13 protein-coding genes are annotated in these 17,974 nt (G+C 48.2%); 10 read left to right on the top strand and 3 right to left on the bottom strand.

Annotation, left to right across the window (positions count from 1 at the left end; genetic code table 11):
- A complete protein-coding gene (sufD, locus tag HZF10_RS04115; RefSeq protein WP_176004918.1) occupies positions 1-1,317 on the top strand; it encodes a Fe-S cluster assembly protein SufD in 1,317 nt (438 codons plus the stop codon).
- Between the two features lie 73 nt (positions 1,318-1,390).
- Here the strand turns inward: sufD and HZF10_RS04110 are convergent, their stop codons facing one another.
- Complete coding sequence (locus HZF10_RS04110; protein WP_176004917.1) at positions 1,391-2,827, bottom strand: serine hydrolase; 1,437 nt, start codon at positions 2,825-2,827, stop codon at positions 1,391-1,393.
- A 14-nt stretch (positions 2,828-2,841) separates the two neighbouring features.
- The gene (locus HZF10_RS04105; protein WP_176004916.1) at positions 2,842-4,182 is read right to left on the bottom strand and encodes a serine hydrolase domain-containing protein; all 1,341 of its coding nucleotides are present in this window, start codon (positions 4,180-4,182) and stop codon (positions 2,842-2,844) included.
- A 210-nt stretch (positions 4,183-4,392) separates the two neighbouring features.
- On the opposite strand from HZF10_RS04105, the gene HZF10_RS04100 reads away from it, so the two are divergent.
- The 8 genes from HZF10_RS04100 (at position 4,393) to HZF10_RS04065 (ending at position 10,481) form a co-directional block, all read left to right on the top strand.
- A complete protein-coding gene (locus tag HZF10_RS04100; protein ID WP_176004915.1) occupies positions 4,393-5,376 on the top strand; it encodes a DUF2157 domain-containing protein in 984 nt (327 codons plus the stop codon).
- Entirely contained in the window at positions 5,373-6,524 is a 1,152-nt protein-coding gene (locus tag HZF10_RS04095) for a hypothetical protein (RefSeq protein WP_176004914.1), read from the top strand. The genes HZF10_RS04100 and HZF10_RS04095 overlap by 4 nt, the downstream gene beginning before the upstream one ends.
- 89 nt (positions 6,525-6,613) lie before the next feature.
- Positions 6,614-7,828 carry an aminotransferase class V-fold PLP-dependent enzyme gene (locus HZF10_RS04090; RefSeq protein WP_176004913.1) on the top strand — a complete coding sequence of 405 codons (1,215 nt, stop codon included), beginning with the start codon at positions 6,614-6,616 and terminating at the stop codon, positions 7,826-7,828.
- Positions 7,829-7,839: 11 nt separating this feature from the next.
- A complete protein-coding gene (locus HZF10_RS04085) occupies positions 7,840-8,274 on the top strand; it encodes a hypothetical protein (protein WP_176004912.1) in 435 nt (144 codons plus the stop codon).
- On the top strand, positions 8,274-8,699 hold the full coding sequence (locus tag HZF10_RS04080; protein ID WP_176004911.1) for a SufE family protein: 426 nt from the start codon (positions 8,274-8,276) through the stop codon (positions 8,697-8,699). Before HZF10_RS04085 ends, HZF10_RS04080 begins: the two co-directional genes overlap by 1 nt.
- Position 8,700: 1 nt before the next feature.
- Entirely contained in the window at positions 8,701-9,024 is a 324-nt protein-coding gene (locus HZF10_RS04075; RefSeq protein WP_176004910.1) for an SUF system Fe-S cluster assembly protein, read from the top strand.
- Position 9,025: 1 nt separating this feature from the next.
- Positions 9,026-9,535 (top strand): DUF2480 family protein, encoded by a 510-nt coding sequence (locus HZF10_RS04070; protein WP_176004909.1) that lies wholly within the window; start codon positions 9,026-9,028, stop codon positions 9,533-9,535.
- 61 nt (positions 9,536-9,596) lie between these two features.
- The gene (locus HZF10_RS04065) at positions 9,597-10,481 is read left to right on the top strand and encodes a DUF3078 domain-containing protein (protein ID WP_176004908.1); all 885 of its coding nucleotides are present in this window, start codon (positions 9,597-9,599) and stop codon (positions 10,479-10,481) included.
- Between the two features lie 85 nt (positions 10,482-10,566).
- On the opposite strand, the gene hflX is transcribed toward HZF10_RS04065, so the two are convergent.
- A complete protein-coding gene (gene hflX, locus HZF10_RS04060) occupies positions 10,567-11,790 on the bottom strand; it encodes a GTPase HflX (RefSeq protein WP_176004907.1) in 1,224 nt (407 codons plus the stop codon).
- Positions 11,791-11,972: 182 nt separating this feature from the next.
- On the opposite strand from hflX, the gene HZF10_RS04055 reads away from it, so the two are divergent.
- Positions 11,973-17,974 (top strand): choice-of-anchor L domain-containing protein (locus tag HZF10_RS04055; RefSeq protein ID WP_176004906.1); only part of this gene is annotated, 6,002 nt, incomplete at its 3' end.

The following is a 17,974-nucleotide window of genomic DNA, read 5'->3' as shown; positions in this document are numbered from 1 at the left end:
ATGGAGTTGAAAGAGAAGCTTATTTCGTCGTTCATGGCATTCGAAGAACAAATCGATACGGAAACCGATTTGCACGACATCCGCATGGAGGCGCTCAAGAATTTCGAAGAAAAAGGTTTTCCGACCAAGAAGTTGGAAGGCTGGAAATACACGTCGTTGAACGCGGTTTTGAAGAAGGATTTCACCGTGTTCCCGAAAACGGACTCGGCTTTGGAATTCGCCGACGTCAAAAAATATTTCCTCAGCGAAATCGACACGTACAAAGTGGTTTTCATCGACGGCGTTTTCAGTTCGTTCCTGAGCTCGACGACGCACGAAGGAATCGACGTTTGCCTGATGTCTTCGGCGCTGACCAAACCGAAATACAAGATGATCATCGACGAGTATTTCAACAAGATCACCTCGAAAGAGGAAAGCCTCACGTCTTTGAACACGGCTTTCGCGAGAGAAGGCGCATTCATCAACATTCCGCGTAGCAAAGTCGCCGACAAACCGATCGAGATCATGTATTTTTCTACGGGAAACGAGGCCGCGCTTATGGTGCAACCGAGGAATTTGGTGATCGCGGGAGAGAATTCGCACGTCCAGATCATCGAGCGTCACCAAAGTCTTTCCGAAAATGCGGTTTTGACGAATTCGGTGACCGAAATCTATGCGAAGAAACGCGCCATCGTTGATTACTACAAGCTTCAGAACGACAGCAATGAAGCGTCTTTGATCGACAACACCTACATTTCCCAACGCGAAATGAGCACGGTGAAAGTACACACGTTTTCTTTTGGCGGAAATATCACGAGAAACAACCTGAATTTCTTCCACGAAGGCGAGCATATCGATTCGACGCTTAAAGGCATTACGATTTTGGATGGCACACAACACGTCGACCATCACACTTTGGTGCGTCACGCGACTCCTAATTGCGAATCACACCAGAATTACAAGGGGATTTTCGCCGACAAATCGACCGGGGTTTTCAACGGCAAGATCTATGTCGAGAAAGAAGCCCAGAAAACCGACGCTTTCCAACAGAACAACAACGTGCTTTTATCGGACAAAGCCACGATCAACGCCAAACCGCAACTCGAGATTTTCGCCGACGACGTGAAATGTTCGCACGGTTGTACCGTCGGACAATTGGACGAAAGAGCGATGTTTTACATGCAATCGCGCGGCATTCCGAAGAAAGAAGCCAAAGCGTTGCTTATGTATGCGTTTTCGAACGAAGTCATCGAAAGCATCAAAATCCCGGAACTCAAAAACCGCATCAACAGATTGATCGCGATGAAATTGGGTGTGAATATGGGGTTTGATTTGTAAAAAGCCACGAATCGCACGAATTCCACAAATAATTTCGTGTTGATATTATAAGCACTGGGAAACCGGTGCTTTTTTATTTAGTGTTTTGGAGCGATTGGAGCTTTTTGACGGCATCGGCGTCTTCGGGTTCGCGTTTCAAATACAGTTCGAAATTGCGGATTGCGTCGTCTTTTTGGCCCGTCAGACGATAGGCTTCGGCCAAATTGTAAATCGCATAAGCCGAATCTGGAAATTGGTCGACATTGGTTTGGAAAAGTGCGATAGCGGCTTGGTTTTTCTTCTCGAACAGACATTTGAAACCGTAGCGTTCGATCAGGCTTTCGCGCAGTGCGTTTTTGCCCGAATTCTGTTGGATTTTTTGCGTACCGCCTTGCATCCCCGAGTTTATGATGGTATTTATGACGTCTTTCGTGTAAAAGAAATTGTCGATGGCAGGTGTCGACCCGACGAGCTGTTGTTTGATCAGGTTGCTCGCTTCCCAATAATTCTCGACTTCGCCGTTGGTCAGGATGACGATCGTGTAACCAAGGTCGGGAATCATCATGAGTTCGTTCGCGATGCCGAAATGGCCGCCCGTGTGACCGATGATGCGATGTCCGTTGACAATGTTTTCGATAATGCCGTAACCGTACATGCCGTCGCGGTATTTGACTCTTCCTTTGGTGTAATTTTCGGTTGAAGACTTGTCGAGCAAAATGTTTTTCTGCAATGCGTTTGCGAATTTGAGCAAGTCTTGAGCCGTCGAGAATCCGCCGCCTGCCGGCGTTCCTTTTATTACGTTCGAATAGGTGTTGTTTTTCCAATGACCGGGTTTTTCGACCGACATGGTGTAGCCCGTGGCCAAATTCGGGATCGCTTCATCGAGTTCGTATGAATCGGTATTGGACATTCCCGACGGCACGAAAATGTTTTTTCGCACGTACTCGTCATACGACATGCCAGACACTTTCTCGATAATAAGCCCAAGCACCATATATCCCGAATTGCTGTACAGCATTTTTTCGCCGGGTCTCGAGACCAGTTTTTTGTCGGCGAACAACGGCAGGTAATCTGAAACCGACTTGAATTTTTCCTTTGGCTGTTTGTCCAGTTCTTCCCAAAAGCTGCTCATTCCCGAGGTGTGCGTGAGCAAATGTGCGATGGTGACGGAATCCCTGACGGACTTGTTCGGGAAATCGGGCAGGTATTTACCCACTTTTTCATCGACCGAAATCTTTGATTCGCTTGCCAGTTTCACGATCGCCAAACTCGTGAACATCTTGTTCATCGAAGCCAGATTGAATTTGGTGTCGATGCGGTTCGGGATGTTGTCGGCACGGTTCGAAAAGCCGTAAGCATGCTCAAAAACCGTTTTTCCGTTGTGCGCGATCAGCACGACTCCGCTGAAATAGTTATGTTTCTCGAGCGTTTTGAGGTGTTCGCCGATGCGGTTTGTCTTTTGGTCAGGCGATTGCGCCAAAGCCGAAAATCCGCAAAGCAAAACGATGTGGGCAATCCTGAAATATTTCATGTGATTGATGATTATTATTTGATTGATAACAGAATATCGCTCAGGAAATTGTCGAAGTCGAATTTCTTTCCTTCGGTCAATCCCATGCGCACGACCACCAAATCCTTCGACGGAATAATGAAAACACGCTGTCCTTGAAAACCGTTAGCCGAGTATGTGTCGCGCGGCACATTGGGTAAAAATCCACCTCGATTGAGCCAAAAATGCCCGCCGTATCTGCCTTCGGAACCTTTTGTCGGAGTCGTGACGAAGTCGAGCCAATCCTTGTCGAAAATCCGGTCGCCGTTCCAATTTCCGTTGTGCAGATACAGAAGCCCGAATTTCGCCCAATCGCGAGCCGTGGCCCATGCGTACGAAGATCCGACATAATTTCCGGCCATATCGGTTTCGACGAACATCGAATGCATGCCGATCCTGTCAATCAAAGCCGAATACCAAAAATCGAGGTATTGCTGATGCGTCTTGAATTGTTTGCGTAAAATCCCAGAAAGCAAATTGCTCGTTCCCGACGAATAATTCCAATTTTCGCCAGGATTGGCAATCGCCGTTTTTTCCAATTGTACGCGACCCATGTCACGGGAATTGAAAAGCATCGTCGTCGCGTCCGAAATGGTTTCGTAATCTTCGGTCCATTCGAGTCCCGAATTCATCTGCAAAAGGTCGCGGACCGTGATTTTTTTACGCCTGTCGTGTTGCCATTCTGCAATAGGAGCGGGTTTACTGATGTCGAATTTGTTTTGTTTCTGTAAAATCCCGAATAGGGTAGCCGTAATACTTTTGGTCATCGACCAACCTAATATTTTCGAGTTTTTCGAAAAACCGGGCGCGTATTTTTCGGCGATGATGTGGTCTTTGTAAATCACGATCACCGCACGCGTACGTTTGCGTTTCTCATTTGATGTGTCAAAAGCCGAATCGACCGCAGTTTGTAGCTTTTTGTAGTCGATGTCGGAAAAAACGGTGTTCTTTTGAGGGAAATCGCCATATGGGAAAGGAAGGTTTGTCGCGATCTGGCGTCGATGCGGGACTTCGAATTTTTGATGGATGTCGAAATCGTCGTCGATGAGTACCGAACCTAATCCGTCGCGCCAAATCGCCTTTCGTTTCTTGAGTCCGAAAACGGAAGCCGTGGCAAAACGGTTGTCGTCGTCGATCGCATTCGTCGCGAGATTCACCAACGGGATATCATTGTCCTCGCATTCGATGGTTCGCAGCGAACGCGCATCGGCAAAATGACAGGAAGCGGTGTTTTTGGCCGCGAATCCCGAGATGAGGTCGAGTTTTGGGTAATTCCAGAATATGGCGATCGACAGTAGTACGAATAAAATCGACAGTATCCAATATCTCTTTTTCATGAAAGTCGGTTTGGTAGAAAAATTTATGAAAATAGGCAGAAAATCTGTACCGATGATGGGTTTTTGCGGCCGACCTTTGTAGACCTAACAGATTTTCAAAATCTGTTAGGTCTTACAACCTTCCAAAATTGATGGGTTTTTTCGTAACGCCTGACAAAACCACCCAAACCAAAAACCTGCTATATTTGAACTAAACCAAACCGATAAATCGTGCACAGCCAAACCGAAAAAACGGCCGAAATCCTTTTTGAAAACGAGATCATTTCCAAAGATGAGCTCGTGTCGGTCAAAGCGTATCGTTCGCTCAAGATTTTCTCGTTGCACCATGAATTGCTGTTTTTGTTGTATATCGCCGTACTGTTATTATCGGGCGGAATCGGGATTCTGGTCTACAAAAACATCGATACGATAGGCCATACGATCTTGATCGCGCTTGTGTTTTTGGCAAGCGTCGGCTGTTTTTTCTTCAGTTTGAAGAAAGCACCGAAATTCTCTCGTGAGGAAACGTTTTTCGATCATCCCGCATTCGATTACCTCGTGTTGTTCGGGACGTTGCTTTCGGGAACTTTTTTCGGATATCTGCAATTCCAATACAGCCCGTTCGGGAATGGTTTCGCGTTGGCGTCGGCCTTGACGAGTATAGTCGGTTTCGCGGCTGCCTATCGTTTCGACAACCGCAGCTCGCTTTCGATCGCGATCACGACCTTGGCTGCGGCCGTCGGGATTACGATGACGCCGAAGGCCGTAATGGAACTCGACGTTTTCGAAAACCTGCCGATGTTTTACATTGGCGTCGTTCTCGGGATCGTGTTGATCGCTTGGGGCGAATATTCCGAACGCACCCATCTTAAAAAACACTTTTCACCCGTTTTCTATGGTTTTGCCCAGCATTTGATCGGGATTTGCTGCATCGTAGGTCTCGTGCAGGATTTCTGGTTCGTGTTCGCGCTGATCGTCGCGGCATCCACCTACTATTTCTTTAGGAAAAGCCACGAACTCGAGTCGGCCGTGTTTTTCGTTTTTACGATTTTGTATGCGTATATCGCGGTGAACATAGCCATCGTGCGCCTTTTGATTTTGACCGAATCGGAGGACCTGATGCTGCTTTGCGCGTACATCGCACCCATATTTTATTTGGGATCGATCGTTTTCTTCATCCAGACCGTCAGGAAATTTAACAAACAGCACAAATGATAGCATTCAACCGCCAATTGCTCGAGAATACGTTTTTGGTGGATTCCGCCGAAGAGTTATATGACGCGAAATTCATTTCCAAAGACCAGCTCAAGGCGGCCAAAGAAAAATTTCCGGCGCTCAAAACGCATAACAACCTGTTTATCAGGATCGCGTTTTTCCTGTTGGGCTGTTTTTGTTATTCTTCGGCAAGCGGGACGGTCGCGCTGGTATGTTCACCTTTGATGGATCAATACCAGATCATCCTTTTTTTGCTGGCCGCGCTCGGCATTTTCGCAACCGAAAGTTTGGCGCGCCATCATTATTATGCACATGGGCTCGACGATTCGGCCATCCTGGGCATGCAAATCTGTATCGTCGGCGCATTCGGAGTGACTTTCGAATCGATACCGGTGGCGCTGACGATCGCAACCGTAATTTCGGCGTTAAGCGCGATTCGATATCTGCACACCATTTCGGTCGTGATCTGCACAGGTTCGATAGTTGGCCTTATTGCCAATCTGGTGATCGAGTATCAGGTCATTCCCGAATTGTATCTCACGTTCGTGCTTTTCATTTTGGCGATCGGCTTATTTGTCGTGCACCGCAAACTATCCAAAACCGAGCAGGCGCGATTTTATGCGAATCCGTTGCGCGCGATGCAACTTTGCAGTCTTTTGGTCGGATATTTCTCTGTAAATTATCTCGTCGTTCGCGAATTGGCGCAAGATCTTATGCAAATTGAAGTGACCGAGGACAAAGACATCCCGCTCGCATTCGTGTTTTATTTCCTCACATTCGCGATTCCGATTGCCTACTTGATCTGTTCGATTAAGGAAAAAAACCGATTGATGCTTTGGACAGGCTTGTTCACGCTCGGTTTTTCAATTTTCACGATCCGATATTACTATCACATCATGCCGCCGGAATGGGCGTTGTTGTTCGGCGGAATTCTACTTTCGGCCGTAAGTTTGGTCTTGATCCGCAAACTCAAACACCGTGAAACCGGAATCACTTTCGAAAAGGACCGCATGCATCCGTCGCAAGCCTTGTCGCTCGCGCAAACGGTCATCGTGAATTCGCATGCGATACCGAACGTGCCATCAAAAGGACCGATGGAGTTCGGAGGCGGCGGTTTTAGCGGAGGCGGAGCAGGTGAAAACTATTAAACCTGCCTATCGCGTCATTTCATTTTAAGATTTATTTATTCTAAATCGTAAGCAAACAAGCCGTAAATTTGCGTCAAACTTGAATCAAGATGTTTGATGTCTGGAAAGTAAGGGCCGATTTCCCGATTTTGACCCAAAAAGTCAACGGAAAGCCATTGGTCTACTTCGACAATGCCGCCACTTCGCAAAAGCCGCAAATCGTGCTTGACGCGATTTCTCAATATTATTCCGAAATCAACGCGAACATCCATCGCGGCGTCCATAAATTGAGCCAATTGGCAACGGATGCCTACGAACAGTCGCGCGAGAAAATCCGCAATCATATCAACGCCGAACACGCGTATGAGGTGCTTTTCACTTCGGGAACTACGCATGGCGTGAATCTGGTCGCTAACGGATTCGCCTCGATTTTGAAACCGGGCGATGAGATTATGGTTTCCGCTTTGGAGCATCACAGCAACATCGTGCCTTGGCAGATGCTTTGCGAACGAACAGGTGCGATCTTGAAAGTAATTCCGATGAATCTCGACGGCGAACTCATCATCGACGGATTCGTGAAACTGCTTTCGGAAAAAACCAAAATCGTTGCCGTAAACCATATTTCGAACGCGCTCGGAACCGTGAATCCGATCAAGTTCATCATCGAAAAAGCACACGAGGCCGGAGCTGCCGTATTTATCGACGGAGCACAGGCCGTACCGCATTTGAAACCCGACGTCCAGGATCTGGATTGTGATTTCTACGCGTTTTCGGGACACAAGATCTGCGGTCCGACGGGCACGGGAATTTTGTACGGAAAAGAAGAATGGCTCGAGAAATTGCCACCGTACCAAGGCGGAGGCGAAATGATCAAGGAAGTCACGTTCGAAAAGACGACCTACGCCGGACTGCCGCATAAATTCGAAGCCGGAACGCCTCACATAGAAGGCGGAATCGTTTTGGGAACGGCTATCAATTACCTGAATTCGGTCGGATTCGAGAATATCCAGAAATACGAACACGAACTTTTGGAATATGGGACGAACAAATTGCTCGAAATCGACGGCCTGAAGATTTTCGGCACGTCTAAAGACAAGACTTCAGTGATTTCGTTCAATTTGGAAGGAATCCATCCGTACGACGTCGGCGCGATAACCGACAAAATGGGGATCGCCGTAAGAACGGGACACCATTGCGCCCAACCGATCATGAATTTCTTCGGCATACCTGGCACGGTTCGTGCATCTTTCACGTTCTATAACACCAAAGAAGAAATTGACGCCTTGGCGGCCGCGGTCAAAAAAGCGCAATTGATGCTTGCTTAAAAACACCAGTCATGAAACTATTCTCGATGATTTTGCTCACGTTGTTGCTCGGAAAAGGGTGCGACAGCCAACAAGAAAAAGATTTAGCCACCGCCGTGGTCGAATATTCGGCCAATACGCGTGGATTCTATTACAAAATTACGATACAGGACAAGCAGGTTCTCGTTTCGCGTGACCGCAACGGATTGCAGAAACCCGAGGCCAAAGTCATTCCTGAAGCCGAATGGAAAGCGCTTGTCGCCGAATTCTCGAAAGTGGATTTGGACAAATTGTCGACTTTGAAAGCGCCGACCGAAAAACGTTTCTACGACGGAGCGGCCATCGCCAACCTCAAAGTGACCTACAAGGAAAAAGAATACGCCACGACCGATTTCGACGATGGTTTCCCACCGGCCGAAATCGCGACGATGGTCAATAAAATCACAGCTTACAAGCCATCCAGATAATGACGATAAAACAGATTCAGGACGAGATCGTAGACGAATTCTCGATGTTCGACGAGGAAAATTGGGACGAACGTTACCAATACCTGATCGATCTCGGGAAATCGCTTCCGCTGATCGACGAAAAATACAAGACCGACGACAATATCATCAAAGGTTGTCAGTCGCGCGTTTGGCTGCATGCCGAAGAGCACGAGGGCACGATCGATTTTACGGCCGATTCTGACGCAATTCTGACCAAAGGATTGATCGCGATTTTGATTCGTACTTTTTCAGGTCAGAAAGCTTCGGATATCTTATCGGCAAACACCGAATTCATAGACGAAATCGGACTCAAGGAACATTTGTCGCCAACACGCGCCAACGGATTGGTATCGATGATCAAACAAATCAAAATGTACGCACTGGCATTCCAGTCACAGCAATAATATGGAAACAGAAATGGACACCGCAGAACTCGGGGAGAAAATCGTAAAAGTGCTCAAAGGCATCTACGATCCGGAAATCCCCGTAGATATATACGAACTCGGATTGGTTTACGACGTGATGGTCAACACCGATCAAGAAGTCAAGATCCTGATGACGCTTACTTCGCCGAATTGCCCGGTCGCGGAAAGCCTTCCGAAAGAAGTGGAGGAAAAGATCGCCAAGATTGAGGGAATCAAATCGGCTGAAGTCGAGATTACGTTCGATCCGCCTTGGAGCAAGGATTTGATGAGCGAAGAAGCCAAACTCGAACTCGGAATGTTGTAAGATGCAAGACGAAGAAATCATCAACCGCGTCGCGAACAGTGTGCTCGAAGTCTTTGACCTTGAAGATTATTATCCGAAAGGGCAGAGGGTCGAAATCGATTTGTCGCAATGGCTTCTCGAAGGTTTTCTGCTTCGCGAGAAAGACTTCCGCGAAAGCCTAAAAAATCATGACTGGGCGCAATATCAGGATGCATACGTGGCAGTTTATTGCAGCACGGACGCAATCTTGCCCTCCTGGGCGTCGGTTTTGGTAACGATGCATCTCGCGCCTTACGCCAAGAAAATCGTCTCGGGAAGAATCGAGGACATCGACACGGCCTTGTACGAGGAAATCCTGCCGACGGTCGATTATTCGGCCTATGAAAACAAACCCGTAATCATTAAAGGTTGTTCCAGGAAACCCGTTCCGATGAGCGCTTACATATTGGCCGCGCAAAAACTTCAACCCGTGGCCAAAAGCATTATGTATGGTGAGGCGTGTTCGGCCGTACCGCTCTACAAACGCAAGTAATCGCCTAATTTGTTAAAATACAATGGTATATTTGTCTTACAAAACCTAAAGTAAGACGAATATGAGAACCAAAGCATTATGCCTGTTGCTCTTGTTGGGCGCAGTCGGGCTTCGCGCCCAGGACACCACGGCGGTAAAACCTGCCGATACGATCAAGGCATGGACGTCGAAGGGAAATTTCTCTTTTCTTTTCAACCAATCCACATTCGACAATTGGGTTGCGGGCGGCGAGAACAACATCTCCGGAAATGCCGGCGTCAACTACGACTTCAACTACAAGAAAGGCGTGTGGTCGTGGGACAATAAAGTGATCGCGTCTTACGGATTGGTCAAAACGCGCACGAGCTCATTCGCCAAAAAAACCGACGACCGCTTCGAGTACAATTCGTTGCTCGGGAAACAGATTACCGATGTGTGGAACTATTCGTTCTTCCTCAATTTCAAAACCCAGTTTACCAAAGGTTATAAATACGACAAAGACGAGAATGGCGTAGAAATCCGTACCGAATATACCGATTTCATGTCGCCGGGTTATTTGTCTTTCGGACCCGGAATCGCCTGGAAAAAGCGCGACGACTTTAAGTTCAACCTTTCTCCGGCCGCGTCAAAGCTCACTTTCGTGGATGCGGGACGAACGCTTCCGAACGAGGAATATTTCGGTGTCAAGGAAGGCAAAAGCGTACGCTATGAGTTGGGAGCGAACTTTTCGGGTATGTACAAGTTTGTTTTGCTGGCCAACGTCCAAGTGGAAAACATCCTGAATTTATACAGCAATTACCTCGAAGATCCGCAAAACGTCGATTTGGATTACCAGTTGAACGTCGTCTTGAAAGTCAACAAATGGCTTACGACGAACATCATGTTCCAGACGATTTACGACGACAACGCTTTCCGCGGATTCCAGATCAGGCAGGTGTTCGGGGTTGCGGTCAACTACGGCTTCTGATAGAATAGATTAAGCCACGAATTGCACGAATAACACTAATGTAAGTATTAGTAAAATTCTTGTAATTCGTGGCTTTTAATTTTGGCTATTCCTTGTCCTCGGCGTCTTTATAATCCGGATACAGGAAATTGTTGTACGGAAAACGCGCCGTATGGATCTTGCGCACCGCTTCGTAAACCGTTTCGCGGAATTGCTCGAAGTTCTGTTTGTTCGTCGCCGAGATGAAAAGCGCGTTCTTGTCGCCTACGTTGTTCATCCACGTCGATTTCCATTCGTCGAGCGTGTAATGGCGCTTGGTCTTTTCGGTGATGAGATCGTCGTGTTCGATCGTCAAATGCTTGTACGCATCGATTTTATTGAACACCATGATTGTCGGTTTGTTGTCGCTTTTGATGTCGCGCAGAATATTGTTGACCGATTCGATGTGGTCTTCGAAATCGGGATGCGAGATGTCGACTACGTGAAGCAAGAGATCGGCTTCGCGCACTTCATCGAGCGTGCTTTTGAACGATTCGACGAGTTGTGTCGGCAATTTGCGTATGAATCCTACGGTATCCGACAACAAAAACGGCAAATTCTTGATGACGACTTTGCGCACGGTCGTGTCCAGCGTCGCGAACAATTTGTTCTCTACGAACACGTCGCTTTTGCCGATCGCGTTCATCAAAGTGGATTTCCCGACGTTCGTATATCCGACCAAAGCCACGCGTACCATGGCGCCGCGATTACCGCGTTGGATCGACATCTGTTTGTCGATGACTTTTATCTTCTCCTTTAATAAAGAGATGCGGTCGCGTACGATACGGCGGTCGGTCTCGATTTCGGTCTCACCCGGACCGCGCATCCCGATACCACCTTTTTGGCGCTCCAAGTGCGTCCACATACCCGAAAGACGTGGAAGCAGGTATTGGCATTGGGCCAATTCGACCTGGGTTCTCGCATAAGAGGTTTCGGCCCTTTGCGCGAAAATGTCAAGGATGAGGTTGGTGCGGTCGAGAACTTTGCAGTTCAGTATCTTGGAAATGTTCTTTTGCTGGGAAGGCGAGAGTTCGTCGTCGAAAATCACCGTACCGACTTTGTTCTCAATGATATATTCGCGGATTTCTTCCATTTTACCCGTTCCGACGAACGTACTCGGGTTGGGTTTGTCCATTTTCTGCGAAAAGCGTTTTACGACATTGCCGCCGGCCGTGTGGGTGAGAAATTCGAGCTCATCGAGATACTCGTTCAATTTCTCTTCGGGCTGGTTTTGGGTAATGATTCCTACAACGACCGTCTTTTCAATATCTAATGTCTGTTTTTCTAACATCTGAAAAATTTGGCAACAAAAATACGCATTAAAACCTATAAAAAATGCTTTGTTATCCTACTATCGACGGGGATTGTTGAGAATTTTATGCAAAAATTGGGAAAACCCTGCTTTTTCCAAAAATTTGGTTAAATTTACGCCTCAAGCTACTAACATTTTATTAACAACCAAATTTCAACTCCATGAAAAAAATTACTTTTTTTCTTGTACTGTTCCTCATTGGTTTCGCGGGCAAAGCACAGCTCCACGAGACTTTTGACGGCGGAAGTGTTGCGGCTCCAACCGGATTAGGAGCCTGGAACCTTCCCAGCGGTACCTGGCAAGTGTTGGACAACGGCGTAGGAAACCTGAACTGGACGATAAGTTCCACTTCGGTCTATCCGGCCAACACAGATCCGAACGCGGCTTACATCAACCGTCAAAACATCGGATCGGGCAACACTTCTCGAGATTATCTGGTTTCGCCGGCATTTCCGGTCCCTGCGAACCCACAATTGCGATTCCAGACGAGAACCACCCTCGCCGGTTTCCAAAACACCGTTTTTGAGGTAAGAGCCGCTTTAGGCACTTCAGATCCGACGGACCAAGCCAGTTATACGTATGTGCTTGGTACCTGGAATGACGACCTTATTAACACGGGCGCTTTCGATCAATATGAAGAAAAGGTTATCGATCTTCCGGATTTTGGAGGCGCGGCGACCATCTACATCGAGTTCGTCAAAATCACTACACAATCAACCGGAGCCCAAACGGGTGAAAGATGGTTGGTTGACGACATCCACGTTGTAGAGAAATGTCAGGATGCCGATGTGGAGACTTTGGTTTCCAACGCATCTACTGCAGACAGCATCACCCTTGATTGGGACAGCACCGGCAACAACCAATGGGAAGTACACATTCTTCCTGTAGGTGTGGCTTTGACCGATGCCGGAACACCAATTATCGTCAATGGAGCGCCGACTCTTACCGTGACAGCTACCACGGAGCAGACGCCTCAAGCTTTGACACCACTTACATGTTATGTCTTTTATGTGCGATCGATCTGTTTCGCACCTGGAGAATGGGTAGGACCTTCGGGCTCAGTTTGTACACAGGCATTACCACCAGACTGTGGAGGTAATTATGTAGACAGTGGCGGCGGCGATGGCAACTACTCGAACAATGAATCTTCTACTATTACCATCTGTCCTGAAAATGTCGGCGATATCGTAACGGTTACTTTTACGGCGTTCAGCACGGAATCAGGATGGGACGGAATGTATGTATACGACGGAAACGGAACGGACGATCCGTTGATCCCGAGTGAGAACGGTGCCGGATTCAACGGCGACCTTAGCGTTCCGGGAGCTTATTGGGGCAACGTCGTACCTGGTCCTTTCGAGGCATCGAATGCCGACGGATGTTTGACGTTCCAATTCTTCAGCGACGGTGTCATCAACCAAGCGGGTTGGGCGGCGAACGTGACGTGCGGACCGGCTCCGACATGTCCTAAACCGACAGCGGTTACCGCGATTTCAGCCACTGATGAATCTATAACAGTAACCTGGACTCCGGTCGGCACGGCGACTTTGTTCGAAGTGCTTGCGGTACCTGCGGGTTCTGCGGCTCCTGGGCCAGGTGATTCGGGAATTGAAACTTCTGAATTTCCATTTACATATCCGGGACTTGCTTCCATTACCTGTTTCGATATCTATGTACGCGCGAAATGTAGCGACACCGATATCAGTAACTGGAGTTTGAAGGAAACCTATTGTACGCAAATCACTCCGCCAGATTGCGGTGGCGTATTTGTTGATCAAGGTGGTCCTGACGGTAACTATCCGGGTAACTCAGATTCAGTAGTAACGATCTGTCCTGATAACGTTGGCGATATCGTAACGGTTACCTTTACATCGTTCAACACCGAAGCCAACTGGGACGGTATGTATATCTACGACGGAGATTCTGTCAACGATCCGCTTATCCCAAGTAACAACGGACCTGGATTCAACGGTGATTTGGATACTCCGGGAGCTTATTGGGGTAACACCAACCCGGGTTCTTTCGAATCTTCGAGCCCGGACGGATGTTTGACCTTCCAATTCTTCAGCGACGGATTCTTCAACACCACAGGTTGGACGGCTAACGTAACCTGCGGACCGGCTCCTACATGTCCTAAACCGACTGCGGTGACACTTGGAGAGCCTACAGCGTTTACTATTCCAGTTTCATGGACGCCTGTCGGACCAGCTACTTTGTGGCATGTATACGCGGTTCCTTGCGGATCTGCACCTCCGACATCGGCCGATCCTGGATTCCAGGAAGCGACTTCTTCTACAGGTTTCGAATTGACCGACCTTGATTCGGCTACCTGCTACGATATTTATGTATTTTCTATCTGTTCCGATACCGACGCTAGTAACGGTGCCGGACCAAGAACAGCCACTACATTGGTTGCACCGCCTGAGTGCGACGGTATTTTCATCGACGATGGTGGTCCTGCCAACTATCCGAACCAATCGGATTCTGTAGTTACGATCTGTCCTGACAACGAAGGCGACCAGGTAACGGTTACTTTCACGATGTTCGATACAGAGACGAACTGGGATGGTATTTATGTTTTCGACGGAGACTCTGTAGACGATCCGATGATTGCCAGCGACAACCCTCCGGGATTCGGACCGCTTACACAGCCAGGTGCTTACTGGGGTAACACGATCCCTGGTCCGTTCACTTCTTCTAGCGCCGACGGATGTTTGACTTTCTGGTTCTTGAGCGACTTCTCGGTCAACGATCCGGGATGGACTGCCAACGTAACTTGTTTGCCTCCGCCTACATGTCCTAAACCGACAGCGGTTACTATCGTAGATACGACTCCAACGACAGTTACAGTAAGCTGGACTGAAGTAGGTTCTGCCACACAATGGCACGTATTGGTGTTGCCGGCTACAGATCCTGTTCCGGATGCCAACACTCCAGGATGGGAAGTTGCCAACGCAACTACTTATACGTACGGTACTATCACACCATTGACGCCTGCTACACAATATAAAGTGTACGTCCGCGCTTTCTGTAGCGAAGACGACATCAGCTTGTGGTCTAACCCTAAGTCGTTCTCGACTACTCCTGAAAACGACGAGTGTCTTGCTGCTATCGAAGCTCCGGTCAACCCGACAGCCGACTGTATGCAATCTGTTCCGGGAACTTTGATCGGTGCTACCGCATCAACACAAGAGAACACCTGTACCGGTACAGCCGATGACGACGCTTGGTTCCAGTTCACAGCACAAACATCGACACACGCGATTACGTTGAGCAACATCCAAGGAAATGCGTTCAACTTGCAAATGTCATTGTTCTCCGGAAATTGCGACGGCGGTCTTACACTTGTTGACTGTTCGCCAGCATTCTCGAACCAAATGATCGTTAGCCCGTTGGAACCGGGAACTGTTTATTACATCAGAGTTTGGTCTGAAACAGAAACGCCTAACCAAAATTCGACGTTCGATCTTTGTATCACGACGGTTCCACCTCCAATCTATACCAGCACGACTGACTATACGGTTGAAGAATTAGTTACGGATATCCTTATCAATTCTGATTGTGCGAGCGTTTCTAACATTACCTATTCTACAGGAACGAATTTCGGGTCTGTAAATGGTATCGGATATTTCAACAAAAACGGATCTACATTCCCTTACGAAGAAGGTATCGTACTATCTTCCGGAAATGTCGACAACGCTCCTGGTCCGAACACCACTAACTTGAGTGAAGGTGATTTCAACTGGACAGGAGATGCCGATTTGGAAGCGATCATCCTTGCCGCAACAGGCCAGCCGATGAACTCACGAAACGCTTCGATCATAGAATTCGACTTTATTCCGATCATCCCGAACTTGAGCTTCAATTTCTTGTTCGCTTCAGAGGAGTACGGTACGTTCCAGTGTTCGTTCTCGGATGCGTTCGCGTTCTTGTTGACTGACATGACCGACATGACAGCGCCACAAAACCTTGCGGTATTGCCTAACTCGAGCACTCCGGTTTCGGTTGTGACCATTCGTGATCAAGCTTACAACCCAGGTTGTGCTTCGGTTAACCCTGAATACTTCGACGAATATTATTTGTTGCCGGAAGGATCTGATCCAATCGGTGCGCCAATCAATTACAACGGTGTGACTGTTGGTTTGACTGCTGCAGCTACTGTTATTCCAGGCCACACTTATCACATCAAACTTGCGATTGCCGACCGTTCGGATACGGCTTACGATTCTGCCGTATTCCTTGAAGGAGGAAGTTTCAACATCGGAGATATTGAACTTGGACAAAACTTCCTTGAAGCCGACGGTACCGCTCTTTGCGACGGATCATCGTTCACTTTGGATACAGAATTGGATCCTACGCTCTACACGTTCCAATGGACATTGGGCGGACAGGTTATCCCAGGAGCTACTGGTCCGACACTTGTAGTTACAGAAGGCGGTATTTACGGAGCTACGGCTACCTATAACAACTCTACTTGTAACGCTACAGATGAGGTTACAATAGAATTCTATCCGCCGGTTCAGCCTGGTACGCCAGAGAACTTGGTAGAGTGTAACAGCTCTGGTTTCGCGGAATTCACGCTTTCAGATGCAGATGCTGCGATCGTAGGAAGTTTGAACCCGGCTGTCTATAGTGTCACCTATTACGCTTCAGAAGCCGATGCGAACGGACAGGTCAACGCACTTCCGAACCTTTATACGAATGTCGTACAGTTCGACCAGACTATTTGGGCTAACCTGCACACGCCTTCGGGATGTTTCGCAGTTGTATCGTTGCATTTGATCGTCCAAGATTTGGCGCCTCAATTCACGATGACCGAGAACTTCTCTATGTGTGAAGGCGCGACCGGTACGATTTCCGTAATTCCTGGAAACTTCGACCCGAATGCGGTTACATACTCATGGACTGTCGGCGGACAACCGTTGCCGGACACTACGCAAACCATCAGCGTTACAGAAGCTGGAGTTTATCAGGTTACAGTTAACAATGCGGGTTGTACAGGAACAGGAAGCACCGAAGTGACGCTTACTCCTGGTCCAGTTGCTCCAGATGATGTTACGGTGTGTGATTCGTATGTTCTTCCTACGCTTCCATCTGCAGGTAACTACTTTACTCTGTCGGGCGGAAACGGAACGCCATTGTTCGCGGGAGATACGGTTACTGAGACACAGACTATTTACGTGTACTCGGCCAACTGTCCGAATGAGGATAGCTTCTTGGTAACGATCAACCACCTGACTGCGTTCGTTCCTGAAATCACTAACGGATGTAGCCAATACGTCTTGCCTGATCCGGGAGCCAATAATACATATTACACGGCTGCAGGCGGACCTGGCGGAGGTGGAGCAGTAATGAATCCTGGTGATATCATTACTCAGGACAACACTACTGTTTATGTCTATGCTAACGACGGTATTTGTACGGCAGAAGCCAGTTTTGTCGTGACTATCGGAGATATTACGGCGATCACGATGCCAGATGTTACGGTATGTGACTCGTATACGCTTCCTGCTTTGCCAGCGAACCACACATATAACACTGCGGCTGATTGTTCAGGTACAATTCTTAACGCTGGCGCAACAATCACTAGCACGCAAACCGTTTATATTTGTGCGGTTCTTGGAACATGTTCTGACACAAGTGAATTTTTGGTTACGGTCAACGTGACGCCTAACGTAGGTAATTTCCAAAATGTGGTGGCATGTGATAGCTATGCACTTCCTACGCTTACAACGGGAGCTTATTACAGCCAGACTGGTGGAGTTTCCCCAATCACCGGCGGTGATTTGACTCTCGGTGTAGGCACGCACACGATCTACGTGTATGCTTCTGTAGGTACGGCACCGAACACCTGTACGGACGAGGCCAGCTTCACCGTTACGGTGACGGCTTCCCCTGTAGCTGACGTCCTTACCGACGTTACTCAGTGCGAAGGCCAGCCTTATACGCTTCCTGCGCTCAGCGCAGGTAATGCCTACTTCGGAGGTCCTGGCGGAACGGGCGCAAGCTACGCCGCAGGCCAGCAGATCAGCCAGACCACGCAGCTTTACATCTACGCTGTCTCTCCGGATAACTCCCAATGTACGGACGAGTCGAGTTTCACGGTTACGATCACGGATTCTCCGGAGTTCACCTTGGCTGGCGGCTGCCAGGGCAACGCGTA

The sequence above is a fragment of the Flavobacterium agri genome (assembly GCF_013401995.1).
Taxonomy (GTDB): domain Bacteria; phylum Bacteroidota; class Bacteroidia; order Flavobacteriales; family Flavobacteriaceae; genus Flavobacterium; species Flavobacterium agri.
The sequence above is the reverse complement of the archived record's forward strand: the minus strand, read 5'-3'. Positions and strand labels throughout refer to the sequence as shown.

Coding starts and splice junctions, on each gene's coding strand:
- HZF10_RS04075 (WP_176004910.1), top strand. CDS start 8,701: ATGGAAACAGAAATGGACACCGCAGAACTCGGGGAGAAAATCGTAAAA.
- sufD (WP_176004918.1), top strand. CDS start 1: ATGGAGTTGAAAGAGAAGCTTATTTCGTCGTTCATGGCATTCGAAGAA.
- HZF10_RS04085 (WP_176004912.1), top strand. CDS start 7,840: ATGAAACTATTCTCGATGATTTTGCTCACGTTGTTGCTCGGAAAAGGG.
- hflX (WP_176004907.1), bottom strand. CDS start 11,790: ATGTTAGAAAAACAGACATTAGATATTGAAAAGACGGTCGTTGTAGGA.
- HZF10_RS04090 (WP_176004913.1), top strand. CDS start 6,614: ATGTTTGATGTCTGGAAAGTAAGGGCCGATTTCCCGATTTTGACCCAA.
- HZF10_RS04070 (WP_176004909.1), top strand. CDS start 9,026: ATGCAAGACGAAGAAATCATCAACCGCGTCGCGAACAGTGTGCTCGAA.
- HZF10_RS04110 (WP_176004917.1), bottom strand. CDS start 2,827: ATGAAATATTTCAGGATTGCCCACATCGTTTTGCTTTGCGGATTTTCG.
- HZF10_RS04080 (WP_176004911.1), top strand. CDS start 8,274: ATGACGATAAAACAGATTCAGGACGAGATCGTAGACGAATTCTCGATG.
- HZF10_RS04065 (WP_176004908.1), top strand. CDS start 9,597: ATGAGAACCAAAGCATTATGCCTGTTGCTCTTGTTGGGCGCAGTCGGG.
- HZF10_RS04095 (WP_176004914.1), top strand. CDS start 5,373: ATGATAGCATTCAACCGCCAATTGCTCGAGAATACGTTTTTGGTGGAT.
- HZF10_RS04105 (WP_176004916.1), bottom strand. CDS start 4,182: ATGAAAAAGAGATATTGGATACTGTCGATTTTATTCGTACTACTGTCG.